This window comes from Moritella sp. JT01, assembly GCF_001574435.1.
Taxonomy (GTDB): Bacteria; Pseudomonadota; Gammaproteobacteria; order Enterobacterales; family Moritellaceae; genus Moritella.
Map to the genome: position 1 here is coordinate 26,626 of NZ_LOCN01000019.1, position 26,822 is coordinate 53,447.

General features: G+C 39.0%; 27 protein-coding genes. 12 read left to right on the forward strand and 15 right to left on the reverse strand.

Annotation, left to right across the window (positions count from 1 at the left end; genetic code table 11):
• Window positions 1-55 precede the first annotated feature (55 nt).
• Window positions 56-439, forward strand: coding sequence for a hypothetical protein (locus tag AKG98_RS14470; RefSeq protein WP_198155538.1), 384 nt, complete (start codon window positions 56-58; stop codon window positions 437-439).
• 57 nt (window positions 440-496) lie between these two features.
• On the opposite strand, the gene AKG98_RS14475 is transcribed toward AKG98_RS14470, so the two are convergent.
• Complete coding sequence (locus tag AKG98_RS14475; protein ID WP_067047153.1) at window positions 497-1,435, reverse strand: DMT family transporter; 939 nt, start codon at window positions 1,433-1,435, stop codon at window positions 497-499.
• Window positions 1,436-1,524: 89 nt separating this feature from the next.
• Between AKG98_RS14475 and AKG98_RS14480 the strand changes: the two genes are divergently transcribed.
• A complete protein-coding gene (locus AKG98_RS14480) occupies window positions 1,525-2,439 on the forward strand; it encodes a LysR family transcriptional regulator (RefSeq protein WP_067047155.1) in 915 nt (304 codons plus the stop codon).
• A gap of 22 nt (window positions 2,440-2,461) precedes the next feature.
• On the opposite strand, the gene AKG98_RS14485 is transcribed toward AKG98_RS14480, so the two are convergent.
• Complete coding sequence (locus tag AKG98_RS14485; protein ID WP_067047158.1) at window positions 2,462-3,592, reverse strand: MFS transporter; 1,131 nt, start codon at window positions 3,590-3,592, stop codon at window positions 2,462-2,464.
• Between the two features lie 111 nt (window positions 3,593-3,703).
• On the opposite strand from AKG98_RS14485, the gene AKG98_RS14490 reads away from it, so the two are divergent.
• Window positions 3,704-4,603: a LysR family transcriptional regulator gene (locus tag AKG98_RS14490; protein WP_067047161.1), complete on the forward strand. Its 900-nt coding sequence runs from the start codon at window positions 3,704-3,706 to the stop codon at window positions 4,601-4,603.
• Here AKG98_RS14490 and AKG98_RS14495 read toward each other — a convergent pair.
• From AKG98_RS14495 to nrfB, 8 genes are all read right to left on the reverse strand, one after another.
• Window positions 4,587-5,465: a lipase secretion chaperone gene (locus AKG98_RS14495; RefSeq protein WP_067047164.1), complete on the reverse strand. Its 879-nt coding sequence runs from the start codon at window positions 5,463-5,465 to the stop codon at window positions 4,587-4,589. The genes AKG98_RS14490 and AKG98_RS14495 overlap by 17 nt on opposite strands.
• Before the next feature lie 2 nt (window positions 5,466-5,467).
• Entirely contained in the window at window positions 5,468-6,409 is a 942-nt protein-coding gene (locus AKG98_RS14500; protein WP_067047167.1) for a triacylglycerol lipase, read from the reverse strand.
• Window positions 6,410-6,719: 310 nt separating this feature from the next.
• Window positions 6,720-7,166, reverse strand: coding sequence for a cytochrome c-type biogenesis protein (locus AKG98_RS14505; RefSeq protein ID WP_067047170.1), 447 nt, complete (start codon window positions 7,164-7,166; stop codon window positions 6,720-6,722).
• A gap of 29 nt (window positions 7,167-7,195) precedes the next feature.
• Window positions 7,196-7,750: a DsbE family thiol:disulfide interchange protein gene (locus AKG98_RS14510; protein WP_067047173.1), complete on the reverse strand. Its 555-nt coding sequence runs from the start codon at window positions 7,748-7,750 to the stop codon at window positions 7,196-7,198.
• Window positions 7,740-9,614 (reverse strand): heme lyase CcmF/NrfE family subunit, encoded by a 1,875-nt coding sequence (locus AKG98_RS14515; protein WP_067047174.1) that lies wholly within the window; start codon window positions 9,612-9,614, stop codon window positions 7,740-7,742. Before AKG98_RS14515 ends, AKG98_RS14510 begins: the two co-directional genes overlap by 11 nt.
• Window positions 9,615-9,695: 81 nt before the next feature.
• Window positions 9,696-10,664, reverse strand: coding sequence for a cytochrome c nitrite reductase subunit NrfD (gene nrfD / locus AKG98_RS14520; protein WP_067047177.1), 969 nt, complete (start codon window positions 10,662-10,664; stop codon window positions 9,696-9,698).
• Window positions 10,661-11,347 carry a cytochrome c nitrite reductase Fe-S protein gene (nrfC, locus tag AKG98_RS14525; protein WP_067047180.1) on the reverse strand — a complete coding sequence of 229 codons (687 nt, stop codon included), beginning with the start codon at window positions 11,345-11,347 and terminating at the stop codon, window positions 10,661-10,663. Before nrfC ends, nrfD begins: the two co-directional genes overlap by 4 nt.
• Window position 11,348: 1 nt before the next feature.
• The gene (gene nrfB, locus AKG98_RS14530; protein WP_067047184.1) at window positions 11,349-11,954 is read right to left on the reverse strand and encodes a cytochrome c nitrite reductase pentaheme subunit; all 606 of its coding nucleotides are present in this window, start codon (window positions 11,952-11,954) and stop codon (window positions 11,349-11,351) included.
• Between the two features lie 636 nt (window positions 11,955-12,590).
• Here nrfB and nrfA point away from each other — a divergent pair.
• Entirely contained in the window at window positions 12,591-14,030 is a 1,440-nt protein-coding gene (gene nrfA, locus AKG98_RS14535) for an ammonia-forming nitrite reductase cytochrome c552 subunit (RefSeq protein WP_067047188.1), read from the forward strand.
• A 76-nt stretch (window positions 14,031-14,106) separates the two neighbouring features.
• On the opposite strand, the gene AKG98_RS14540 is transcribed toward nrfA, so the two are convergent.
• Window positions 14,107-14,694, reverse strand: coding sequence for a tetratricopeptide repeat protein (locus AKG98_RS14540; protein ID WP_228140313.1), 588 nt, complete (start codon window positions 14,692-14,694; stop codon window positions 14,107-14,109).
• A gap of 78 nt (window positions 14,695-14,772) precedes the next feature.
• On the opposite strand from AKG98_RS14540, the gene AKG98_RS22310 reads away from it, so the two are divergent.
• On the forward strand, window positions 14,773-14,913 hold the full coding sequence (locus AKG98_RS22310; RefSeq protein WP_228140331.1) for a hypothetical protein: 141 nt from the start codon (window positions 14,773-14,775) through the stop codon (window positions 14,911-14,913).
• 32 nt (window positions 14,914-14,945) lie between these two features.
• On the opposite strand, the gene AKG98_RS14545 is transcribed toward AKG98_RS22310, so the two are convergent.
• Entirely contained in the window at window positions 14,946-16,388 is a 1,443-nt protein-coding gene (locus AKG98_RS14545; RefSeq protein WP_067047190.1) for a PLP-dependent aminotransferase family protein, read from the reverse strand.
• Window positions 16,389-16,541: 153 nt separating this feature from the next.
• Between AKG98_RS14545 and AKG98_RS14550 the strand changes: the two genes are divergently transcribed.
• Window positions 16,542-17,456: an EamA family transporter gene (locus AKG98_RS14550; RefSeq protein WP_083543977.1), complete on the forward strand. Its 915-nt coding sequence runs from the start codon at window positions 16,542-16,544 to the stop codon at window positions 17,454-17,456.
• Between the two features lie 9 nt (window positions 17,457-17,465).
• On the opposite strand, the gene AKG98_RS14555 is transcribed toward AKG98_RS14550, so the two are convergent.
• The 3 genes from AKG98_RS14555 to AKG98_RS14565 all read right to left on the reverse strand — a co-directional run bounded on the left by AKG98_RS14555 (window position 17,466) and on the right by AKG98_RS14565 (window position 18,976).
• Window positions 17,466-17,729, reverse strand: a complete 264-nt coding sequence (locus AKG98_RS14555) for a hypothetical protein (RefSeq protein WP_067047193.1) — start codon at window positions 17,727-17,729, stop codon at window positions 17,466-17,468.
• A 212-nt stretch (window positions 17,730-17,941) separates the two neighbouring features.
• The gene (yjjX, locus tag AKG98_RS14560; RefSeq protein ID WP_198155551.1) at window positions 17,942-18,484 is read right to left on the reverse strand and encodes an inosine/xanthosine triphosphatase; all 543 of its coding nucleotides are present in this window, start codon (window positions 18,482-18,484) and stop codon (window positions 17,942-17,944) included.
• 3 nt (window positions 18,485-18,487) lie between these two features.
• Window positions 18,488-18,976, reverse strand: coding sequence for a C40 family peptidase (locus tag AKG98_RS14565; RefSeq protein ID WP_228140314.1), 489 nt, complete (start codon window positions 18,974-18,976; stop codon window positions 18,488-18,490).
• 496 nt (window positions 18,977-19,472) lie between these two features.
• Here AKG98_RS14565 and AKG98_RS14570 point away from each other — a divergent pair, with 496 nt between their 5' ends.
• The 6 genes from AKG98_RS14570 (at window position 19,473) to AKG98_RS14595 (ending at window position 26,811) form a co-directional block, all read left to right on the forward strand.
• Entirely contained in the window at window positions 19,473-21,077 is a 1,605-nt protein-coding gene (locus tag AKG98_RS14570; RefSeq protein ID WP_067047201.1) for a wax ester/triacylglycerol synthase family O-acyltransferase, read from the forward strand.
• Between the two features lie 9 nt (window positions 21,078-21,086).
• Window positions 21,087-21,728 carry a TetR/AcrR family transcriptional regulator gene (locus AKG98_RS14575; RefSeq protein WP_067047204.1) on the forward strand — a complete coding sequence of 214 codons (642 nt, stop codon included), beginning with the start codon at window positions 21,087-21,089 and terminating at the stop codon, window positions 21,726-21,728.
• Window positions 21,729-22,110: 382 nt separating this feature from the next.
• A complete protein-coding gene (locus AKG98_RS14580) occupies window positions 22,111-23,319 on the forward strand; it encodes a hypothetical protein (RefSeq protein ID WP_067047207.1) in 1,209 nt (402 codons plus the stop codon).
• A 287-nt stretch (window positions 23,320-23,606) separates the two neighbouring features.
• Entirely contained in the window at window positions 23,607-24,302 is a 696-nt protein-coding gene (locus AKG98_RS14585; RefSeq protein WP_067047210.1) for a LipL32 family surface lipoprotein, read from the forward strand.
• Window positions 24,303-24,561: 259 nt separating this feature from the next.
• Entirely contained in the window at window positions 24,562-25,110 is a 549-nt protein-coding gene (locus AKG98_RS14590; RefSeq protein ID WP_067047213.1) for an ECF-type riboflavin transporter substrate-binding protein, read from the forward strand.
• A gap of 6 nt (window positions 25,111-25,116) precedes the next feature.
• Complete coding sequence (locus tag AKG98_RS14595; protein ID WP_067047216.1) at window positions 25,117-26,811, forward strand: ABC transporter ATP-binding protein; 1,695 nt, start codon at window positions 25,117-25,119, stop codon at window positions 26,809-26,811.
• The last annotated feature ends 11 nt before the right edge of the window (window positions 26,812-26,822 follow it).

The following is a 26,822-nucleotide window of genomic DNA, read 5'->3' on the forward strand; positions in this document are numbered from 1 at the left end:
AAAAAGCCAAGGTACTGTCTCTTTGCAGTGCCTTGATTAAGATAGAACAAGGTGAATGATGAAAAAAAAATATTGGAAACTAACCCCTCTTTTATGTTTTTCAATCCTAATAACAGCGTGTCAATCAACACATTCCGTTGTTAATGCGTCGACTAAAACAGTGACCATATACAACCTAAAAGGAAAGGAAATAAAAGAGCTCGTTGATCCTTCGATTATACAAAAATTAGAAATGAATTTATCTAAAAAAGGTCGTATCTTTACAAAGCGTAGACCTACATTTGAAGCAAAAATAATTATTAAAGACTCAAATACAACAATTAATGAATGGTTTTATTCAAGTAAAGGCTTTGCCACATCAACAAACAAAAAAAATACTGATATATATAGGGTATTCCTACCGAGTATAGATCCTTATTTAAAAACGAATGAAGATTAGTATAAATCATGTGGTTCCACTTCTACATAATTAGAAGCGGAGCCCTTTATATCAATGTTACTTTAAGCTACTGGGCTTGATAGTATATTGCGGTTTAAACGATATAAATATCCGTTTTAGTGACGGGTAAGCATTGGCAAAAATAACTCCGACAGTGATACAGAGAATCCCAGTTAACTGTAATAGATGAGGCTGGGTGCCCATGGACATGCTAATGAGTAAAGTAAACATAGGGATAAGGTTAAACATAGATGTTACTTTCTGTGGTCCAATTGTTTGAGTTGCCTTCATCCATAAAAAGTAAGCGACTAAAGTACCTAAAATCCCCATGTAAGACAGTAGTACGAGATCTTTCAGTGTCATGCTTTGGTAAACATCAATAGGGGATTCAAGCCAGCAAGCAGTTAATAACATTTGTATTAGTCCTAGCCCCAATGTCCACCTGACAAACTGAGGAACAGGTACATGTGGTACCCACTTTTTCGCCAGAATTGTATATAAACAACCACCAGTTAAGGCTAAAACAACGAGAAGATCCCCCTTCCTCAAGTATATCTGGTGCCAGTTTCCATCGGTGATCACCAACAACACACCAAACAGACTAATACAGATACCAACGATATGATAAAAGGTGATCCGAGTACGTAATAATAGTGCCGAAAGCAACAGACCAGCGAGTGGCATGTTAGCCATAATAACAGACCCGTTGACAGCCGAAGTATACCGCATCGCCAAAAACAAGGCACTATTTTGGATGAACACCCCAATAATAGAGAGTAACAGCAAATAGCCTTTATCCTTATTTGACAGTACCGATTCAGGGCGTTTCGATAATAAGCGTAGAATAAGAAGGACTAACACCGCTATCGAAAAACGAATTGCTGCCGCTGTGATAGGGGTTAATTCTGGGCTTAACGCACTAATAGCATTAAAGTTACTCCCCCAGAAAAAAATAGCCAATACCGCGCCCAGCCAGATTTTATAATTATTTCTCATTGTGTTACCTATCTAATGACTTGTGCGAACAGAATATAGATTGCATAATTGTTTGTTAATAGACAGATTTAAGAGCTTAGTTATCAAAAATGAGAAATCATTCATTGGATGATTTGTATCTTTTCGTACAAATCTCTCAGTATCAAAACCTGACCGTTGCAGCAAAGAAACTAGACATACCATTGGCTACCCTCAGTCGTAGACTAAAACGGCTGGAGCAGCAACTCAATTGCAGGCTCATCGAAAGGAGTGCTCATCATTTCTCCCTAACCAGTGATGGCATCCGCTACTGTCAGTTATGTCAGCCATTTATTAATGGATTACATAATGTGAAGCAACTTATTGAAATTGACCGTCAGCAACTTGAGGGACACATTAAAATTACAGCGCCAATTAATATGACACAGGCCTGGCTCAAACACTGTATCTACGATTTTTACCTGAAACATCCGTCCATCAGTATCGATTTACAGGTACAGAACGAAAAGATTAATCTCACCGCCGAGCAAGTCGATGTCGCATTCCGAGTTGGAGATGCTCAGGAACCAGACTGGATTGCCCGTGACCTCTGGCAAAGCTCATTTGCTCTTTGTGCATCGACCCTTTATCTGGACCAACACCCCACTATTAATCACCCTTCAGATTTACTGGATCATAAATTGTTGTCAGTCAGTACCTCCCCCAGATGGATTATGCGTCATAAGCAAACTGGCGAGGTTTATGAGATCAGTACTGAGTTTTCGTTTAAATCAAATGATGTGTTGTTAGTCAGGGATGCTGTTAAAGAAGGGATGGGAATCAGCTGGATGCCACCTTATTACTTTAATGGAGAACAGCATAAGGGCCATGGCCTGGTGCCAGTACTACCAGACTGGTCAGGCCAAGATCGCCAGGTTACTTTGATGTACCGAGATAGAGATAAACAGCCTGCTAGAGTTCAGGCATTTATTCAGCATGTGTTCGACTGGAAAGCAGAGCAACCAGCTATGTATTCAGCGAACTAGAGTGACATAGCGAATACACCTCTCACACCCGATTAGATTTAAAGTTAAAATAAACCAAATAAAGTGCAGCGATAATCGCAGAAACAACATATATGTCTCTGGAACTGCCCGGTATAAATGCCATGAATGACGTTAAAAACTGACCGGTAAATATCGCCATTGCAAGATAGGATAAATTTTTACCTATTGAACCTCGGTGACTTCTTTCTACCGTCATGTGATTAAGTAATGGAATTGATAACCCAAATCCCGTTCCTGAAAATATCCCGCCAATGACCAAAAAGATAAATTGTTCACCACTGTAAAATACAAGGTGGGACAAGCCGTAACAGCCAAAAGCAATCATTAACGTATAATGCTCGCCACAGCGTAAGCTAACACGCGGCATAAAATGTGCGGCAATCACAGCGACTAACGAAATAAACGCTAAAAACAGCCCGATTTGATCTTCGGTATAGCCAGACTCGTTCATACTTAGCGGCAATATAATAATTAAAGTAAAAAACAACACCATTGCCATCACAGCTGAAAGGTATACTTCTCGCATTGATGTGACCGTATTCGTAGATGCTCCTGTCAACGATAATGCTGAATCATTTTCCGTACATGGCAGAGGGACGAGAAGCAATAACATCGCTAAAAATACCCAAGCCATCAGATATAAACTAAATGGCCAGTACCACCCTAATATTGCGAGTTGGCCACCAATAAATAGAAAAATAACCCCACCCAACTCAATAGCCATCCCCTGCTTAGCTATCATATTTAATCGAGCATTCCCAACATAAAATTGCGAAATCAACATTGTCCCTCCGGCCATGATGACGGCAGTAGCAGCACCAAGCAGTATCCGATTAATAAATATGGCTGTCGGTCCATATAACCATAGCCCCGAAAAACCGATAACACCATACAAGAATAGCGCAACGGCCGTCGCATGATAGGCGCCAAACTTAACGATTAATCGGCCCGAAAATGGCGCAAATAATACGGCGCCTAATGCCGGTAAAGTGACTAATAAACTGGCATAATTAGACACACCTAAAGCGTGTGAAATGGTTGCTAAACCTGGCGCGATCACGGCACCCACCATAATGGTTAAACATGAAATACATAACAGCGTAAAGCTGCTCACTTTAGATAATTTGTTCATTAAATATCATTTGTCTTGGCGTTATGAAATACGAGCGAAGAGCATAAGCCAAAATCATTTATAAGATAAATGATATAATACTATTACAGTGATAGTGATTTGGTATAAGTGATGGAATTGAAATCCCTAAAGAGTTTCGTGGCAGTAGCAACTTTAAAGAACTTTTCAGCCGCGGCGAGAGAATTACATACCGTACAACCCGCGATAAGTAGGCATATTTTGTCTTTAGAAGAAGAACTCGATACTGCGCTATTTATTCGCAATACGCGCTATGTCAAAATCACAGCCGCAGGTGAACAGTTACTCAAGGAAGCTACCGAGATCTTAGCGCAAGTTGAGGGGGCCAAATTGCGCACTCAAAAAATAGCGAGAGGCGAAATAGGCAGTTTAAAGATTGGTTATTTACCGTCGGCTTGTTTAACGTTTCTTCCGCAACTGATTAAAGAATACAGATCACATTACCCCAATGTCGACATCACATTATTTGAAATGACCGTTTCTCAACAGATCACCGCCTTTACAGCTAATCAGATAGACCTCGGTTTTTCACGACCACTACCTGATAATTTAACAAGCAATTTTGATAGCAAGACTATTTATACAGATAGACTCACTGTGATACTGCCAAATGATCACGCACTCTCAAATAAAAATCAGCTATCACTTTACGAATTAAAAGACGAAGCATTCATATTATTCAACCGAGATGAAGCCGTTTCATTATTCGATGGCATCATTCGCCTTTGCCAGGAGAATAATTTTTCTCCCAATATCGTAGGGCAGCCTAAACACATGCAAACATTGTTAACCACGGTTGCATCAGGGTTAGGGGTTGGGATTGCACCGTATTGTACCTCTGCATTATTTACACAAGGCTGCACTTTTGTGCCAATAAGCGGTTCGTCACCAACGATACTCACCCAGCTACATTATAAAAAATTATTGTTATCACCAACCGCAAAAGCATTCATTGAATGCAGTGGTAAGGTAATGACTATGAATCCGTATTAGTTTCACTATCATGAATGCGCTCCAACGCTTTAATCCTACGCAATTGTGCAGTAGAAAAACTGACCTCACGTAAGTCTGTTATCGCGAGTTCAAGCTCTTCATCCGTTAAGTTGTCATCCGTCATTAGCACTTGGCGCTCAACGAAATAATCATCAAGCTGAGTACTAAACGCATTATTTTTTTCATCTAATTCAGCTAAACGTTGTGCCCCTTCAGCTCCGACTAGCTCTTGACGTATTAAATACTTTTTTTGCGTATCCAACCCTTTCGTATCTGCTAACGACCCCATTAAGGCCGCATTTTTATACACCACCTGTTCTTCTTCAGGAAGTAACTGTAATTCTTGTTGCCATAGTACATCAAACTCCTCTTCCGACGCTGCGACTTCCTGGAGTTCTAGTTTTTTCAATGTCATCGTTCTAAGTTGGTTTTCTTCTGCGAACAGATCTTTTTGTTGTTCAGCTGTAAAAAAAATAAGCTGAGCAGCAAGTAATTGATCATTTAACGCCATCAGATCCTCTAAACCAAATTCAGCAGAGCTAGCATTAGATTCTAGTGTCTGTAAATAGGTTTTATAGTTAATATATTGCTGAAATAATACCTTATCTATTTGTGCGTCAGCAGGACGCTGCGAATTAAACTGTATAAATTTCGCTTGTAAATCATCCAACTCAACCTCACCTAATCCCGATAAAAAATATTCAAATGTATCGCGATCAAATTTTGAATCAATCGCGGTATCCTGCTGCGATTTTGATTGGAACGATTGCGCTTGTATTTGCTTATTCGTGTTATCCGTATAGATAAAGATCGCAGTAACGACTACGATTAAAACTACCAGCGTTAATACGATCTTTTTCATTTCTATAAACCTTGTAGTTTTAAACGGTTAGCATGTTGACGATATAAAGTTTTTGGATCAGTTTCAAATAAATGATGAAGACCCAAAGTTTGGTTAACTTCATCCATATGATTCATTCTATAATTATCGCGAATTACTTTACCTAAGCGTGAACTACACGAAGAAACAAGGCCATCATTTGGAACATTAAAAGCCTTACCAGTCAGAGTAAGCGCTAAATCCATTGGGTCTAACAAGTTAGTAAAGTTAGCACTACCGCTCCATGAGTAATAGTAAACCCCATTCCCAGCAACATAATCACCTTCACCACATGCGGTTGTAGGAACACCTTCTGGATACGATTCATTAAATTTTAGTGAATTTTTAGTTGTTAACGCTTCTAATGCAGCAACCGAATCTTGTGGTAGCTTCCCTCCACGAGAAAGAAAAGTAATTAACTTACTTAAACCATTAGCCATAGAAGCTATTACTTTCTCAGATACCGAACCCTCTGGCACCTCTCCACGTAAAATATCTGCAACACGTGAACCTTTATTCACACCACCAATACTGGTAACTGACGCCACGTATTGTGGCGCTACAGATGCGACATAACGTGCTGTCGGTCCGCCATGACTGTGGCCAATTAAGTTAACTTTATCTGCGCCAGTCGCAGCTAAAATCTGTTCAACCTGTGCTAATAACTGCTCGCCACGAACTTCGGTAGTATTCGCCGCAGAAACTTGAGCCACATACACCTCAGCACCACTTTTACTTAGAGCACGGGTAACACCATAAAAATAATCAATACCCAAAATGGAATCAAAACCAAACAGCCCATGGACTAAAACGATGGGATATTTCGTTTCTGTGTAGCCCTTATAGCTCGAACTATTCATGAAGCCTTTAGCCTGACTACTAAATACAATCAAACATAGAGTGAAAAATGTAAAAATCCGTTTCATTTATCTATCCTTATTATTAAATTTAAGTTAACAAATCAGTTCAGAGAGCCAGAACTGAGTTTTACTGAATAAAAACAAGTAAACATTACAGGTAGTCACGTTTAATAAATGTGATTAAGATCAATAAATTAAGACAATGTATTTGTACATAAAAGTTTGATTTTTAGCGTTTGATTTTAAATGTGGAATTTTAATCTAATTAGAGATTAGATTATAAAAAAAACAATATAACCAACCTGCCGGCATCACTTAATGGGTATTTAATTCTAGGTAAGTCAAGGCTTAGAATTAATATATAAGTAGAATAAAATTAATTAGCTATTGATACAGTTACTTTACGATAACCACACCAACCAAATAACATAATAAGAAACAAGGGTCCAAGCCACAACACGTAAGTTCTTGGTTCAAATTTAGGTTTATACAAAACCACATCACCAAAACGGTGAGTCAGAAAATCTATCACTTGTCGATCGGTTTTCCCTTCATTTACCATCAAATACACTTTAAGTCGCAAATCTTTGGCTATCGGGGAATTTGACTCCATCAGGTTCTGGTTTCGGCATTGAGGGCAACGTAATTGGCGTGCTAAGTTAATGGCCCGATTTTGAGTACCAACAGAATTAAACTCAAATATTTCTACCGATTGCTGTGATTCAACACTCGATGATATGTTATTCTCTGTTTGTAACTGTGCAGATAGAGGCGATACAACTAGCATGATAAAAATAAACAAATACACCGATGACAACTTCATTTTACTTCGTCCTTATATTGATTTTTCACTTACTTTTCATTAATTAAAAGCTGTATTAATGGTTTAAAGTAATGCTGCCAAGCCACCGCATCTAATGCTCCAGAATAACGATATAGTACAATGCCTTCGCGATCTAACAGGTAGGTTTCAGGTGTAGAGATAACCCCCATATCCAAGGCGAGCTTACCATTGGGATCAAAGATATTTACGACATAAGGATTACCCAGCATGCTTAATACATGCTTAGCATCGACTCTTTCATCGCGGTAATTTAATCCAACAATACGCACATCATCTTTAATCACTAGTGTCGTTAAAAAATCATGTTCGCTTTGGCAAACAGCACACCAAGAAGCCCAGACATTTAACAAAGTGAATTTTTTGTCAGTTTGCAATACCCTGTTATCTAACAAATTAGTATCTGAATTTAAGCTGCGGGCAGTAAAATCAGGGATTGGTTTACCGACTAAAACCGAGGAGGTCACTCGTTTACCCTCTTGTGACGTTAACGCGAACATCATCAAGGCAACAAACAATAACCCTAACAAGCTAGGCAGTATTAACTTTAATTTATTATTTAGCATAACGTTGTCCTATTGCTAACAGACCACCAATCATCATCACTATACTTCCCGTCCATAACCAATTAATAAACGCCCTATTTTGTATTCTAATCGCATATGAGTGACGGTCTATTTTCTCACCCATGGTGATGTAGATATCACGCAGCCAACTAGAATTAATCGCAGGTTTACTCATGTTCATCACTCGGACCGGATAATGGCGTTTTTGTGGTTTCAATTGCACAATATGCCCGTCCTTATCAACGACCTCAAGTACCGCCTGCTCTGCGGTATAATTAGACGCGATCAACCACTCAGTCTCTATATAATTAACGGTTATATCGTCTAAAACTACAGAACTACCAGGGCTCATTTTGGCACTTACTTCCGTCGATTCGTAACTGACAAACAGTATCCCAACAGCGGTGATAGCGACACCAACATGCGCAACAGTCATGGCTAAATGGCGAATACTCACGCCGCCAAATAAACTCGACATAACCACAGCAGCACACAGTATCAATACCAGAGATACAAACACTGACAAGCTATCATTAAATAAATAACTAGCCACAGAGCCGACGACAACAGAAGATGCCCAAACTAATGCCAACTTCATGTTTATGCCATTAAAGTTGGTCTTTTTCCAATGTATAAAGGGGGCTATACTCATTAACACAAAACACAACAATGCCAAGGGGACAAATACGGTATTAAAGAAAGGCGCACCAACCGAAATACTCGCAAGATTAAATACTTGGAATATCATCGGATAAAAAGTCCCGAGTAATACCGATAATGTTGCAACCACCAGCAAACTATTCAGCATTAAAAACAATACTTCTCGACTGACCATACTGCGTAATCGTAAAGGTTTAATCTTACCGCTTTGCAACATGAACAAGGTTAATGGTACCACCACGCAAATGGCCAAGATCACCAACAGCACGAGTCCACGTGTTGGATCTACTGCAAATGCATGCACTGATGTTAAGATCCCTGAGCGAACCACAAATGTACCTAGCAAACTTAAGCTAAATGTAAATATGGACAGTAGTAAACTCCAGTTAATCAAGGCCTGACGTTTTTCACTGGCTATCAATGAGTGCAGTAATGCGGTACCTGTTAACCAGGGCAGCAATGACGCATTTTCAACGGGGTCCCAAAACCACCAGCCACCCCAACCCAGTTCATAATAAGCCCACCAAGCACCAAGTGCGATCCCCCCCGTTAGCATAACCCAAGCTGCAAGCGTCCAAGTTCGGCTCCACTGTGGCCAAGGGATATTAATATCTGGCATCGTTAACGCAGCGACCGCAAAAGCAAACGATCCCGAAAACCCAACATACCCCATATACAATAATGGCGGATGAAAAATAAGGCCAATATCTTGTAACATCGGATGTAAATCTCGTCCTTGTATTGGTACAGGAAACAAACGTGAGAACGGGTTTGAAGCCAACAAAGTGAATAATCCAAACGCCGCCGTTAATAAACTTAAAACGATTAATACGCGACTGATAAAAGCCTGATTATGATGACGGTTAACTAAAGCGATAGCCGCAGACCATACAGACAGAGAAAACACCCAAAATAACAATGACCCTTCATGCCCACCCCATACAGCGGCAATCTTAAAAAAGACAGGTAACTGTGAATTAGAGTGTTGAGCAATATAACTAACAGAAAAATCATCCACAGTGAAACTATAAGCAAGCAGACCAATCGACGTAGTCACCGCGATAAATGCGCCGTAACTCAATGGCCATGAATAACGGCTAAGTTGCGGTTGTTTAGTCACAATGCCAAACAAGGGAATAACGGCACCTAAAATAGCGCAGAAGGTACCAAGGATAAGCGAAAATAATGCAATTTCTGGGATCATAAATGGATCCATTAATAATAGGAAAACAAAGAGAGCCCTAATGAACCCTCTTACTTTATACTCAAGTAATTAAAACACTCGTTAAACGACCGTCATCTGTCCCGCATACAAAATAAATGTACGTAGCATTAACACACCAGCAAGACTGAGTGATGTCACTAACAATACAAACACTTTGTTATGACGCGACTGAGCTGGCACAAAAAAGTTTAACGCTAATGGCATCAACATACCTGCGCCAACTACACCGTACCAGAACCATGAAGCCCAAAAACCACTACCAATCGCAGCCATCGCGGCCACTTCCTTCTGGCCACCACCAAAGATAAGGCCAGTAAAAAACGTGAGCAATACAAACAATTCAAACACCACCACCGGACGTTCAATACCGTGGATCCATTTAACGCAATTACTGTCGAATGATTCTTTAAAACCAACAATACCAAGCAGTAAACACGCCGCCGCCCCCGATGACACACTAGAAAAGATAAATAACACGGGTAATACAGGGTTATTTAACATCGGATACGTTTTCAATGCCGATAATAAAAAGCCAGTATAAGCCGCTAACATCATAGCGAGCAGCGCTAAAAGTAGCTCTAGTGCATTCTCAAATTTTGCGAGTTTATCTACAATTGGATTAACAAAGTCAAAGCGACCTTTGAATAGCGTCTGCAGTAATACCGCTAATTCGTCTTTGAACATGATGGCGATCCAAGTAAATAAAACGATCATATAAACTTGGAATAAGATCACGCCCATCGACATAACCGAGGTTGGGTTAAAGAAGACTAAGATCTTCCAAAATGATAAGGGTTTGGTTAAATGAAAGATCAAGATGGTTAAACCTGTAATGATCCCAAGCGGCGCTAGAATAGCCGTCGCCTTAATGATGCCATTGGCTGACGCTTTACCTTCAATAATTTTACGTTTCAAATGAATCGAAATTAATACCATACCAGCCGACATCCCAGTTAAAAACAGGTATATCGCAATAAGCCAGTCCCAGACCAAAGAATCAAACGTAAAAGCACTTACAAATGTATTCATCGTTTTATTTCCCCTTTTGTATCCGCCACTTTATACAGTTTTGGCTCGGTACCTAACTCCACTTTCGAACGATAAACGGCATTACTGGCAATCACTTTGTTTATCTCACTCGCCGGATCGTTTAGATCACCAAAGGTCAATGCGTTAGTCGGACATGATTCAACGCAGGCAGGTAATTTACCGGCTTTTAAATTAGTATCACGACAGAAATTACATTTATCTGCAGCTTTAGTTTCCGGATGGAAGAATCGCACTTTATACGGACAAGCCGCTAAGCAATAACCACAACCGACGCACTTATCGCTATGTACATCAACAATGCCTGTTTTTAGATCTACATACGATGCACCTGTTGGGCAAACAGTGACACAAGGCGCATTATCACAATGTTGACAAGAAATACGACTGAATGTGTAATCAACATTAGGGTACTCTCCCATCGGTGCACTACGTTCTATTTTTAAACGTGATACACCGTCTGGCACATTGTTGGTTTCACGACATGCTTCTGTACACGCAGTACAACCAATACAAGCCGTTTCATCAAAAACCATACCGTAGCGTTTATTACCATCAACTTGTGTGGCAACTAACGATTTTTTACCGAACGCGACTTTAGACACGCCAGTAGTAAAAATAACCGCACCCGCACCAATTAATAAATTTCGTCTAGAACAGGCCATGTCATTCTCCCTTATCTTCTTTTTTCAAGTTAAAGTCTTTATGACAATCGACGCATTGCGCAATTTGAGCCTTACGCTCTAGCGCTTGCATGCCTTCTTTTTCACCATCGGCATGAATCACATGGCAAGATGAACAAGTGGCTTTCTTGGCATGGACATCATGTACCCAGGTTTTTTCTTGCAAGTTCTCTGGGGTATGGCAATTGGTGCAATTACCCGTGGCGTTTAAGATAGCGTCAAAATCGAGCAGGTTTTTATGTGTGCCTATTTCAGATTGAGCAGCTGAGAATTTAGTGACTTGCGAGGGATTTTCACGGTGGTTTGGACCAATCGTATTGTGGCATTCAACACATTTAAGGTCTCTGCCTATTTCTGCTACGACTTTTTCACCATGCGTACCTAGACGTGTTTCTTTTGAGTCCTTATGGCATTGCGTACAAGCGTAATCACTGTCACGAATAAATGTCACTTCGTGTCGACTATCACTATTCGCATTAACGACCGGGTGACTTGGCGACTTTGCAGTAACACTGAAATTAAAACCATAGATACATATGAACAGCAGAAAGCTAATCGTTGTACGTATGGCTAATTTTACATTACCCATTTTGCATCCTTCTATGAGAATTATAAAAATGTACTTTAATTAAAATACATTTTAATTTTCGTTAGTTTAATTATTCAGATGAAAATTTAAAAATAAAACATTTCAACTTATAAATTATTCATTTATCTGAGTAACACTAATTCTAATTAAGAATAATTCTTATTTACAATGCCAGCCACAACGCTTAACGAGTTAACTATATTTTAAAATAGACAAATTAAAAACAAATAACTCATACCCATAACGAGTTATTGCCATATTTGAGATATACATCAACAAAGCTGCAAGCCTTTGTTTTACCGGAGATATGAGTTTACAAGAAAATGTAAATAAATGTCAACGTGTGTCATCTAGTGTATAGCGGCTATTCCCAAACTCTATTCTTATTATTAATTTAGCATCACAAGACTTAGCTTTAAACATATTGATCAAAAACAATAAATATGATGGTAATGTTCGATTTGTATTTTTATATAGGTAAATTTGAGATATTTTAAATAACGTAATTATATTTTTATATATAATAATCCTGATATTAAAAGATTAAATTAAAATATATAACTACATTTCCAATTCTTATTTATTGCCACTCTCACAACGCTTGGTCAATCTAAATAATTAATAATTGGAGACAACATGGTTAGTGTATATAAAACTCTGAAACCAGCCTCAGGCGTGGCAGTTCTGCTTGCTACGTTATTGCTTGGTGCTAGCAGTAGTACTGTATTTGCTGCTGATCAAGTATCAGAAAAATTAGAACCTCGTAATGAAAAATTCGAACAAGCACATCCGGATCAGTACAATACCTGGAAAGCGACCAGTGAAAGTAAAGAAATAGAAGATGCACTACAGGGTGATCCCAATATGGTCATCATGTGGGCGGGTTATGGTTTTTCTAAAGATTACAATAAAGCCCGTGGTCATTTCTATGCAATTGATGACATTCGTAATACCTTACGCACAGGTGGACCAACGAATGCAAAGAATGGCCCAATGGTCATGTCTTGCTGGAGTTGTAAAAGCCCTGACGTAGCACGCTTTATTGAAGAAAATGGTGAAGATGCTTACTTTTCAGGTAAATGGGCCAAAGGTGGCGCTGAAGTGGTCAATGCAATTGGTTGTGCCGATTGTCATGATACCCGTAGCGACGCATTTAAAAATGGTGAACCCGCGCTGAAACTGACTCGTCCACACGTTGAACGTGCGATGGTAGCGATTAATAAGCCATTTGCAGAGCAAGGTCGCCTTGATCAACAAGCGCAAGTTTGTGCGCAATGCCATGTTGAGTACTATTTCACAGGTCCAACAAAAGCCGTGAAATTCCCATGGGATAAAGGTACCTCAGTTGACCAAATGGAAGAATACTATGACGAGATTGGCTTTAAAGACTGGACGCATGCAGTGTCTAAAACCCCAATGCTAAAAGCACAGCACCCAGGTTATGAAACATGGCGCGAAGGCATTCACGGAAAAAACAACGTAACGTGTGTTGACTGTCATATGCCCAAAGTAACAAATGCGGATGGTACTGTGTTCACCGACCATAAAGTAGGCAACCCATTTGACCGTTTCCAAGATACGTGTGCAAATTGTCATACACAGAGTAAAGAGATGCTACAGGACGTTGTTAAAACACGTAAGCAGCAAGTGACAGAGATGAAACTCCTTGCCGAAAAGCAAATCATCGCAGCCCATTTCGAAGCAAAAGCAGCATGGGAAGCTGGGGCAACACAAGCGGAAATGGATGAGATCCAACTCAATATCCGTCATGCACAATGGCGTTGGGATTATGCGATTGCCTCTCATGGTGTACATATGCATGCGCCAGAAGTTGCTTTACGGATATTAGGCACAGCGTTAGACCGTGCGACAGATGCACGAACTCAATTAATTCGCCTACTAGCTAAGAAAGGAATTACAGATCCAATCGAGATCCCAGATATCTCAACCAAAGCCTTAGCACAACAAGCATTGGGAATGGATATGGACAAGATGAAAAAAGAGAAAGCTGAATTCTTGAAAACACTTGTACCACAATGGGAAGCTGAAGCAGAAGAACGTGAAGCGACTTATTAGTAATTCGTAAAGTACAACAAAAATGCCGACATCATGTCGGCATCCTTATATTTAATAAATACGATGTAATCGGTTGTTATCGAATAAATTGTTTAGCTTGATTAATTGAATTGATAATTGAAACTCTATCTAACCCTTGCTGATCAGAGTCAAGCAACTGTACCCAAAGGTCGATTGCTTGTTGATAACGCACATTCATAAACTCATTTGACGCTAATATCATTAATGCTGTTTGATTATTGGGTTCGAGTGATAATGCTTGATCAAGTAGTGTTTTAACCTCTACCGTTAAATGCTGACCACCCGCATAATATAATGCAGAAGCCTTTGCTGAATACAGCGTTGCCGTAGGACTAGGTGTTAACCTGATTGAATAATCAAATACTAATAAAGCGTTATCATATTCACCGTTATACAGGTAGGCATTACCAAGTTGAAACCAGAGCGTCGCATTTTGCTTATCATCATAAAGCTTGTCTTGAAGTTTTAAAATACGCTTATCACTTATTTCTAGCACAGAAAGCTGCTCGAAAGGGGCTGCAGCGATTACCGCTTGCTGCGTCTCTAAGCGCAGATAATCGCTCAATAAATAATAACCCCCTAAGCTACCTACAATCAGCACAGAAGATATTAATGGCGTCCACAAACGTCTATTCATAGTCATGATTTCATCTATTGATAATGATGCGAACAGTTTAACAGATCTACCTATTATTACTTATTTATAAAGCTAAATAGTGAGATTTGTTTAGCGATATACAACAAGTTCACGGTAGACAATATTGCGCATACAGTACATGCCCACCCTACCCTTCATGAATCCATATTATTGGCTGCCGAGATTTACAGCGGCACAGCAACAGATGTATTAAATGAAGGATAGAGAACCATTTAATACATCAGCATTAATTGTAATTAATGCTGTTCTCTTAACGTGACATTCTCATTAATAAGTCCACACAAGCAAATCAGTTGTGCTCGCAACGCCAACGATTTTTCTTGTTTTTCAGCACTGTCTTTCTCATTTTTAACAATCGGCCAGCCTATGTTTAGTCTTAGACAGTTTTGATAATACTCAAGCGTGGAAAACTCATTCCCCGCACGAAACGATATGCCTTTTTTCAACGCTTCATTTAATACGCTTTGACTATCCATATTATCGAGTTGTAACCAAATAACCATGCCTCCTTCGGCAACACTGATTTTAGTATTTTTGGGGAGTAATTCCCGTAGTAAACTATGGTACTGCCGAGCATGTGCAGCTAGGGTTGCCGTTAATTTTTTAAGGTGTGTTGCATAATGCCCCGTATTAATAAACTCGCATACCGTATGTTGAACAATATTATTAACACCGAAAAACTGTACACTCCGCAAGTGTAAATACGCATTAAAAAAACGCCCAGGCTCACACCATCCCAAACGATATCCTGCAGCAATCGTCTTCGATACCGAACTACACCACAATACCCAGCCAGATTTATCCCAATACTTAATTGGTAAGGGCGTAGTATTGGAATAACTTAACTCCAGATAAATGTCATCTTCGATAACAGGCACTTGGTAATCAGCAGCAAGCTCCGCAATACGTTGTTTTTGTTGATTACTTAAACAAAACCCTTGTGGATTGATATGGTTAGCGCTAAATAAACACGCAGAAATACGCTTAGCTTTGAGTAAAGATTCAAGTTGTTCTAAATCTAGCTGTGATTGATAACAAGGTATCTCAAGCACTAATCGTCCCATATTTTCAAGTAAGTTCAATAAACCATTAAAACAAGGTGATGAGATCGCTACCGTGTCCCCAGGATTAGTCGTGACTTCAATGGCACTACGCACAGCATCGATACAACCATTGGTAACAACCAAATTTTCTGCGGTTAAAGGAAAGTGTTGCTGCGTAAAATGATCGGCTAATGCGGTACGTAACTTCATGTCACCTTGATAGTCGGGGTATGCAAACAGATCTGAACCAACCTTTTGGTTAGCACGTCGTAAACAACGATTCAAAATGTCTTGAGGTAACAAGTCAGCAGGCAATTGCGCGGTATAAAATGGACCACGTAATCCTTGAACAATGGATTGACCAACTTTCGGCGTCGCAACTTGAGCGTTGAATTGAGGATATGTTGGGGTATTTTTTTTATTCAAAGGCTGAGTAATAAAATAGCCAATTTGCGGTTTTGCATGCAACCAACCTAAGTCGAGTAAACGCTGATAGCAATTATTTGCTGTTGTCATACTTACATTATGCAACTGGGTAAACTGCCGTAACGACGGCATTCGTTTATCGACAAGTAATATACCTTTATCAATGTCGTTAATAATATTATCTGAAATTGTAATATAACGTGCGGTCATCCTTCCCTCCCCATCAAAATCCAAACTGGACCCTATCAAATCTAACTGGTGCCTTTAAAACAAACTGTACTCTAAAAATTAACAAAAACTGCATCTGTTTATTATTTGTGAAAACAACATACTAGTCAAACAATAAAACAACGGAGTATTCATATGCACGGAAGATCAATATCACCTATTCACTTAATCATCATTGTCGCGGTAACTTGTCTATGGGGGTTCAATTACTCCGTGATTAAAGCGGGTGTGGACAACATAGACCCCTTTATTTTAACAGGGCTACGTTTCACCTTTGCCGCATTTCCAGCGGTCTTGTTTGTTCGTAAGCCGGATGTCAAGTGGCGTTATCTCGCACTCTATGGCATTACGTTTGGGGTTGGCCTATGGGGAATGATGTCAATGTCTATTTATTCTGGCTTGTCGGCTGGCACAGCAAGTTTGATACTCGAGTTCAGCGTATTTATTAGTGTGCTGATGGGTATCGTTTTTCTAAAAGAACGCATTAATACGAGTTTAAAAATAGGGCTCGCATTGACCTTACTAGGGCTTGTCTTCGTTGCCAATATTACTGATGGTTCTGTTACCTTCATCGGTTTTGTATTTGCACTCGTTGGGGCCCTAAGCATGAGCGTCATCAGCTTAATGGTTAAAAAGTTGGATATTAAAGATATGTTTGCTTTTGTGGCTTGGTCTTGCCTGTTTGCACCATTGCCGTTATTTACAATGGCATATATGGTCAATGGAGTTCACCTTTATAGCGAATTAAGCATGGCACTCAATCCCATCGCTTTTGGCTCGGTATTGTTTCAGGCCTATCCAACAACATTATTAGGCTATTGGGTATGGAACAAAATGCTCACTAAATACCCGCTCAGCATGATGAGTCCATTTAAACTATTAGTGCCTATCTTTGCACTATTAGGATCGGTCATCTTTTATGACGAACAATTAGGCATAAATAAGATGATTGCCTTTTCGCTCATTATTGCAGGCGTGCTGTTACCATTAATCACACCGTTAATAGCCCCATTCATAAAACGATTACGGTTTAAAGAATTACAGTCCTAATCTCAACGATTAATCAGCATTAACGGTGATTAATGTTGATTTTTCAATCGTAGCTGGACCCGTTTTAGTTCCTTCACAATAACCACTATTACACTGCTGCGTACATGATTTAGTGCAATGCACTCGTTTATTACAGCTCCATAAACAGAGTTGCCAAACTTGCTGCTTAGACTCAGGGTCTAAACAGTTAAAATCTGCCGCACAAAGATGACCCGCCTGAATCAACTCTGCAAGTTTCGAACTCGATATACTTAAATTAACCTTAGAAGACATGATTTAGTCCCTTATAAACGCGCTATAGCTCCATATATTCATAATAACCCCAATTGAGAATGATTATCAATAGCGATTATTGTGTTTATTTACACTAAATTACAAAGCGTTTAAATAACAATCTAAAATGATGGCTAGATCAAAGTAACTGCGTATATAAGGTGACTATTTATATAAGAATATTAGCGACACAAATCATGAGCGATTAAAGATCACTGATTATAAAGATCAGGGTATAAAAAGGGGGCCATTGCTAATGTCAGTGCTTGGGTATAATTGCTTTCGCGGGTTGCATGCCCATTCGTTAGCAAACCAATCGCCCCACCTTTGTGTTTAATGTTGACGGTCTTAAACAATTTATCCATCACAGGTCCCAACTCTTCCCCGTTTAGTAATGATTGATAAATGGGTGCAGGTAATGGTAACGCAGCGCTACGTCCTACCGACTGTTGCTCTTTATTAGCAATAACAACATACGCGAATGTTGCAGGTCCATCGTCGAGTAAATCAACACCACCTTCGATTGCAATATAAAAATCAGCATCTGCATTCTGTTGGCAATATTTAACGCGGTTAATAGCCCCTTCACGTGTCTCAGCGGCATTCATGGGCTGGTCTGGGACATTCGAAGGTGCGTCGATACCATCACATTCCACAATATGCTCGGGATACAATTCAGCAATAACAGTACGTGAAGCATTTACCTTCACTGGATTTTTAGACCCAACCATAACTTTAATTAATTTCTGTTCCATCATTTATAAATCAACTCTTCTTGATTGCCAATAGTGGCGGTTCCAATATGGATTATCCAAACGAGATAGGATTACCCCACGACTGCTGGATGCATGAAAAAATTGAAACTCATCAACCATAATACCGACGTGGCGTACATTTATCCCCGTTTTAAAAAACACGAGATCACCGGTACGTAATTGCTGGCGTTTAATCGAATACCCGACTTTAACTTGTTTCGCTGTCGTTCGAGGAAGATAGATAGAAAACAGCTGTTTAAACGTCAGCTTAACTAAGCCAGAGCAATCTACCCCATTCTTACTTATTCCACCCCATTGATGAGGCGTCCCGTGCCAATCTTTATATTGTGCGAGTAACTGACGTTGAACATAGTCGAGTTCCGGTGTTGGTCGATTAATTTCTATCATCGGATCTGAAGGTTTTATTGCTACCTGCTGACTACAACCTGAAATTAACACCAACAACATAGAACACAAAAAAGACTTAAACACTACAACATCATCCATTACGGCCCATTTCGTCCTCGCATTCTACCTTTACTCATTGTTTCAAAACAACCAACTTATAACGCGATTTATAGATCGAGCAGGTATCCCAACTTAAACAGCTCGTCAATATACTGAAATAAAATAATTATTAATATTTACCAGACACCTTGAAATGTTACAAATCCAACCGATGTTACCGCTAACACAGCGCGGTATTATTCACACTATCGAGCTAACCCTTTTTATATACTGTCTTCGGAGTATATAACCACCGAATTAAGATTTAACAAATCGCCAATTAAAAATAAGATGTAACACGAAAAATAGTACATTTAATACTATTTTCATACGCTTAAGCTTTAAGTTAACACTTTGTCACTATTTACAAATGTAAAACAAGGGACTAACATATACCCATATAGTTATAGACAACTAAAGAAGTAGAGCTAAGTATCTAAACACTCTATTTTATGGATTTACTGCATAGGGATTAGATAACATGCAAGCACTAACGCTAGTTGATATGGGTTTCTTATACACAGAAACGGTTGCCAGTCCTAAACATGTAGCCGGATTACAAATTTTTACAGCGCCTAAAAATTATGAAGGCAACTTTACTCGAGATCTGTTCGACAACTTAATGTCGCAGGATGAAATTAAGAAACCGTTTAATTTAAAACTGAAAAAACAGCTTACTGGACAATATTACTGGAAAGAAGATGACAATATTGATCTCTCTTACCATGTACGATTTGCAATGCTACCGCAACCAGGCAATGAAAGTCAGCTGCTTCACTTTGTTGAACATCAGCATGAAACACTATTAGATAGAAATAGACCTTTATGGGAAATGATTCTGATTGATGGCTTAGAAGATAACAAATTCGCTATCTACCTAAAAGCACACCACGCGTTCACTGACGGCGCAAAAGCCAATCAACTATTAATGTCGTATTTAAGTAAGAATACTGATGCGCCAATGACAGCATTTTGGAATATTGAACTCGAGCAGAAAGAAAAACAACTTGATAGTATGCTTTCATCACTCACAAAAACGTCCAAGAAACTGGCAGACCAAGTTAAGTCAATCCCATCACTGACTAAACTAACGACCAAATTGCTTTTCCAAGCCGCAAATGTGTATAAAGCGGATATGCCAACACCGTTTATGGCGCCTAAAACACCGTTCTCTGTGAGCCCCAAACGGGCGCGCCGTGCTGCTGTTTCAGCACTGTCGCTAACACGTGTTAAACGCATAGGTAAAATGACAGGCGCAACAATCAATGATGTAGTTGTCACCATCTGTGATATGGCTATTCATAACTATCTTGAAAGCAAGAATTTTACACTTAAAAAACCGCTTGTTGCACAAATGCCAATGAGCTTACGTGACGCTAGCGATACCGTAACCAACAATCAAGTTGCAATCAGCTTAGTTGAATTAGCGTATCATGGTGAATCACCGCTTGAACGTTTAATGACAATTAAAGATTCGTGTATCAAGTTAAAAAATGAAACACGTCTACTGACAAAAGAAGCACTAACAAGCTATACAATGGCAAGCCAAGGCCTTGCTGTCGTTAGCGAGTTTTTCAATTTAGATACCGTATTACCGCCAATGGGTAATGTGCTAATTTCAAATGTTCCAGGCCCACAACACCCCCTATATATGATGGGTGCGAAAATGGAACAATGCTTCCCTATTTCGGTACTTCCACCAGGAATGTCTTTAAACATTACATTATATAGCTACAACGGATTGATCAATGTTGGCTTAGTATCATGCCGCTCTGCGCTGCCTGATCTAGCGGATCTTGCTGATTATATCAATAAAGCATTTATTGAACTTGAAAGCGAAGTACTAAAAAGTGCATCCATCTCGGTTTCAGAACAAATTGCACTATTAGCAATGACAAATGCTAACTCCGATATTAAGCAAGAAAGCTTAGCTGTGATCGAACAAATATTAGCAGACGCACAAAATACTACCGATATTGAAACTCCGCCGGTAACACAGCAACCAAAAATCAGCCGTGTTGATACACCACCAACCGACATTATTTCTACTGATACAGAGACTAAAACTGTATCAGCATCAGTTTAGGAAAAAGTGATGAAAACACGCGATAGGATATTACAGTGTAGTTTAGAAATGTTCAGCCAATACGGACACGTCAAAGTGTCCACGGTTGAAATTGCCAATGCTTTAGAGATCAGCCCTGGTAATTTATATTATCATTTCAATGGCAAGGAACAATTACTCACCGAGTTGTTCTACGAATACGAAGCCGCAATCAATAAACTTATGTCATTTTATGAAGATGATGTACAAGCATTTGAAGATTACTGGGCATACTTAAATGTGTACGTGGGTTTGATTCAACAATATTCCTTCTTCTATCGTGATATGAAAGTTATTTTTGATGAAAACAAATTGCTAAAACGACGCTTTATGCGTTTAGTTCATAACCATCACAGTTTTTTCTTAAAAATGCTCGTGTCATTAAATGAAAACAGTGAAATAAAGATGACGGAAGCACAGCAAAGCTCGATGGCTGATACGATCTGTTTAATTGCGACGAACTCATTAGATACACAGTTAGCTGAAGAAGATTATGATCTTCAAGAAATTACACAGCGTATCGTATTGCGTATTATCATGTTAGTTGAACCTTATTTTTCTAACGAGTCTAAAGAAAAATATTTACATGAAGTTGAGCAAAACCCTGTTGAAGCAACCAGTTTGTTTAGCTAAGTAGCGAACCTTGCGAGATCTACTTAAATAAAAACCTAGTGATGATTAATTCACTAGGTTTTTTAGTATAAGCATTCTTTATTTTCGAGATGAATCACTCACCAAGCGTACATAATTTACAATATTTTTTATTAAAGACGCCAATCAGTCACTTTCACGCAAATAACACCGTAAATCACTACATAAAACCATCATTACAACTTTATACACAACCACCATCTTAAACGATATAACCACATGATTTAAATGGATTTCAGATCGTTGTCACAACTCTTGTTTATTGCTATTGTATACGAACTTTTAGAGTAAAGACTCTCTTTAGTGCTGTTTGTTGTCACACTAATAAATTCATTCAACATTTTAATTCAATAAGGACATTTCAATGAAAAATTCGATATTTAAAACCAGCTTATTAGTAGCGGCCCTATCCTTAAGTGGTTGTGATATCACCTTCATTGCACCTGATTGGGTTGAATTTTACGACAACAGTAAAACAGAAGAAACAACAGTAGAATGGTTGTCTGCGCAAGTGATCGATAGTGCCGGTAACATAATCCAAGCTGGTGAGACGATTAAAATAGGCAGTGATCGAGTTCAAAACATGCTATTAGTAAAATACAGCACATCTGGTAACACACTCTGGACGGTTGAGCATGATGTGACTCACGGATTATCACGCAGTGATGAAAATATAACGGCGATGGTTATCGATGATGAAGACAACATCTATATCACTGCAACAGCCTATCTACAAAACAATGCTCAAGGACCTCGCGCATCACTACTCGCTAAGTTTTCTACCGATGGAAGCGTAATTTGGGAACAAATAATCAGTAATGAATATGACGTTCGAGATCTTGAGCTTAAAAATAACAAACTTTATGTAACAGGGCTTAATACTCAGATCTTTAACACTGACGGTGAACAACAATTAAACATCGAACATCCAGATCAACAGGCTTGGGATATTGAACTCGATACGAATAATAATATGTATGTTTCTGGCCGTAAAGGCGTGAGTAAGTACAATGCATTAGGTCAATTAGAATGGACACAAGCACAAACTGAAGACACATTTGCAGAAGCTGCAACCACGGTTTTAGCTGACGGTTCTGTTATTTCTATCATCATGACTAAAGAGCGTGATCTACAAATCCAATCCATTGATACTAACGGTCAACTATTGTGGCGTAATAACGTATATGGTAATCAGGACAGTTATGCGCTACCAGGCCCTGTTATTCTCCAAAAGAATGCACAAGATGAATTATTTATCGCGTTTTCAGATGCGTCAAATAGAGATCTCATTAAGATGCAAGCGAACGGCGATATTATTTGGCATGTGAGTAATCAACAAGGTGAAATTAGTGCAATTAACCTTGACGATAACGGGGGGATATTTGTTGTTGGTAATGGTCATAATGAAAAATATACTAACGATGGAGTACTAATTGCGGTTGCGAATACCGGATACAAAGTGCAACAACGCACAGGTAGTATTGTCCGTAAAGGTAACGACGTTTATGTTGGTTATAGTACTTTCATTAATAATAATTTTGATTTCTATCTTGCTAAATACACTAATAGATAACGTCTGGCCCCTCCCAAGTTACCCGTAAGATAATAAGTGATGGTTTAGAAACCATCACTTATTAGGATGCGATTGCATGACGAGAGTCGTTATTTAAAGTATCACTTTAGTATTAATCCCGAAGCATTAGCAAGTGCTAGGTTTATAAATTAAAAATTGGCGTCAGGTCTGATTTCCACTGATTAATTGGTATTAAATTAGTTTTAAATCAATCAATTATCGTGATGTATTGAATAAATACACTATATACTGGCGACTCATTTATATATTGATCTAAGGATAGAGTTTTGAAAAAAGGAATTGCAACTAAATTATTACCATTATTACCATTATTAGCAATCATTACACTTTCAGGTTGTATGTCTACTGGCCCACACCTAAAAAGCTCTAATAAAGAAGGTATAGCTGGTATGGAAGTACGTGCACCATATATTAACTATACTAATTATTTTGGTTATGTTGATGATAGCGTAACGCCAGATGGTAAAATTAAAGGTAAACCAGCATATTATTTATATGCATGGGTTCCTGCTGTAATTGACGAAATTGGTGTATCTATGATATCTCCAGCTGAAGCAACTCCAGCTGAAGGCGATTTCGTACAGAGCACATTTGAAGCAAGTCTTCAATCTGCTCCAAATAAGTATTTTGATACATATATTACACTTGATCGCCTAAACATTGTTGATAATGCAAAAATCAATAAAGGTGGTAAAGTACTTCAAGCATTAAACTATAATGACGATACTTCTGAATTACCAACTAACCCAAGTGGTTCTTCTTATAACTCATTATTACGTCAAGTATCTGAAGTAAACAGCCCAACTAAAGCGCTTGTTCGTGGTGTATACCGCATCTCATTCACTTCATTCCGCTCAGCGGTTGAAGGTTCTTTTGAAGCAACTATTGGTACAAACGTTCCAGGTGTTAAAATCGCAGCTTCTTTGGAAGAATTACATGAACTCGTTAACAAAGAAGGTTAATCCTTTTTTAATTAACTAGGTAGTCGTCATGATAACCTGAAATAATGTAATTAAACGGTGCCTCTTGCGCCGTTTATATTTTTACCTGTATGTAGCTATTCGCAACGATTAAGCACAATGTACACACCCACACCCACACAAACTAATAACCTAAATGCTGGTTAAAAGAAAACCACTTTAACTTTATTTCCTTAATAGCCTGTATTCCTGTACAATTTGCACCTTAAATTTTCCGTGTTAATTTATATCCAAGGCTTATATGAATCTTTCAGCTAAAACTGTTGTTGTGATTGCGATTGGTGCTGCTTTATATGGCATCGGCGGGTTACCAATGTTCGGTATACCGGTATTTGCAAATACCACACTTAAGCCTGCGATGGCAGTGCTTGCACTCTTCTCGGTATTATTTGGTCCATTAGTTGGTTTTTTAGTAGGCTTTATCGGTCATTGGGTTACTGATTTATTCTCTGGCTGGGGTGTTTGGTTAACGTGGGTATTAGGCTCAGGTATTGTTGGTCTTATAATCGGCTTATTCCCTAAACTGACAAAAGGTCGTTTAGAAAAAGGTCAATTCTCGATGAAAGATATGGCACTCTTTGTTGTGCTTGCCTTAATCGGTAATACTGTCGGCTATGGTGTATCAGCACTACTCGATACCATTCTTTACGCAGAACCGTTCAGCAAAATCATGACGCAATTAACGATCATTGCTACAGGTAATACAATATTAATTGGTATTGTTGGCTACATTCTACTGACTGCGTTTGCAAAACGTAAGAAACAAAGCCGCAACTTGACCGAGGGTTAATCGACAATGACTATCGAATTTTCTGACTTCTCTTTTAAATATGCTTCGCAGGATAAAGCGACACTAAAAGGCATAAATCTAAGGATAGAGAAAGGAGAGAAAATCGTCATTATTGGTCCCAGTGGTAGTGGTAAATCTACCCTTGGACAATGCTTAAACGGTCTGATTCCGCATGCGATAAAAGGTGACATGTCTGGCACCTTAACCATCAATGGTACGCCGGTGTCAAGGTTACGCATGCAAGATTATAGCGAGACAGTGGGCACTGTATTACAAGATACCGACAGCCAGTTTGTCGGTTTGAGCATTGGTGAAGATATTGCATTTGCGCTTGAAAACAACATGATTTCTCAAGCTGAGATGTTGCCTATCGTGCAGAAAACCGCCGCGATGGTTGACCTTGATGAGTTACTTGATCATTCACCGTATGCATTATCAGGTGGTCAAAAACAACGTGTATCATTAGCGGGTATTTTGGTTGATGATACTGACATTTTGTTATTCGACGAACCCCTTGCTAACCTTGATCCAAAAACGGGTAAAGCCACTATCGAAATTATCGATCAGCTACATCGAGATACAGGCAAAACCGTTATCATTATTGAGCATCGTCTCGAAGATGTACTGCACCGCCATGTCGACCGCGTGATATTAATGGAACGTGGCCAGATCATTGCTGATATGTCTCCGGACGAAATAATTGCTTCGCCGTTACTACAGGTTCATGGTATTCGTGAACCACTGTATATCTCAGCATTAAAAGCAGCGAACTGCCCTATTGTAGTGACTGATAATCCTGCTTATATTGAAAAGATGGATCTACAACAATACCAAACGCCATTAACCAATTGGTTTCATGCGCAAGCCTCTATTGTTCAACCTCAGAAAAACGACACATTACTTGAGATCAATGATTTAACCTATTCTTATACTGGCGAAAAGAATGCTCTTGAAGGTATTTCGTTTAGCATTAATCGCGGTGAATTTGTTTCTATTTTAGGTAAAAACGGCTCGGGTAAATCAACCATCACCAAACTGATCATGGGCGTTATCGCACCAGATACCGGCAGTATTAAGTTTAATGGTGAAAGTATTGCCGACTTATCTATCTTTGAGCGCGCTCAAAAAATTGGCGTTGTGATGCAAAATCCAAATCACATGATCTCTAATCATATGATTTTTGACGAAGTGGCGTTTGGTCTACGTAACCGTGGCCATGACGAAGCATTTGTTGAAGAAAAAGTATTACACGTACTGGATTTATGCGGCTTAATTAAATATCGTCACTGGCCAATTGAAGCACTTAGCTATGGTCAGAAAAAACGCGTAACCATTGCCTCTATCTTAGTATTAGAACCTGAGTTACTTATTTTAGACGAACCAACCGCAGGGCAAGATCATCGTAACTACACATCGATGCTGTCATTTATTAAGACGCTAAACAAAACGCTAGGTATTACTGTCCTTATCATCTCTCACGATATGCACTTAGTGTTAGAATACACCACGCGTTCGATTGTTATTGCAGAAAGCAAATTAATTGCCAATGCCCCGGTTTCTCAAGTATTCAGCGACCCTGCGCTACTTGACCGTGCAAACTTAAAAGTGACGAGCCTGTATACCCTTGCAAATGCTGTTGGTATCAAAAATACAGATAGTTTTATGCAGCAATTTATCAAATCTGAAGTGACGCCTTCATAATTAAGCGCAAT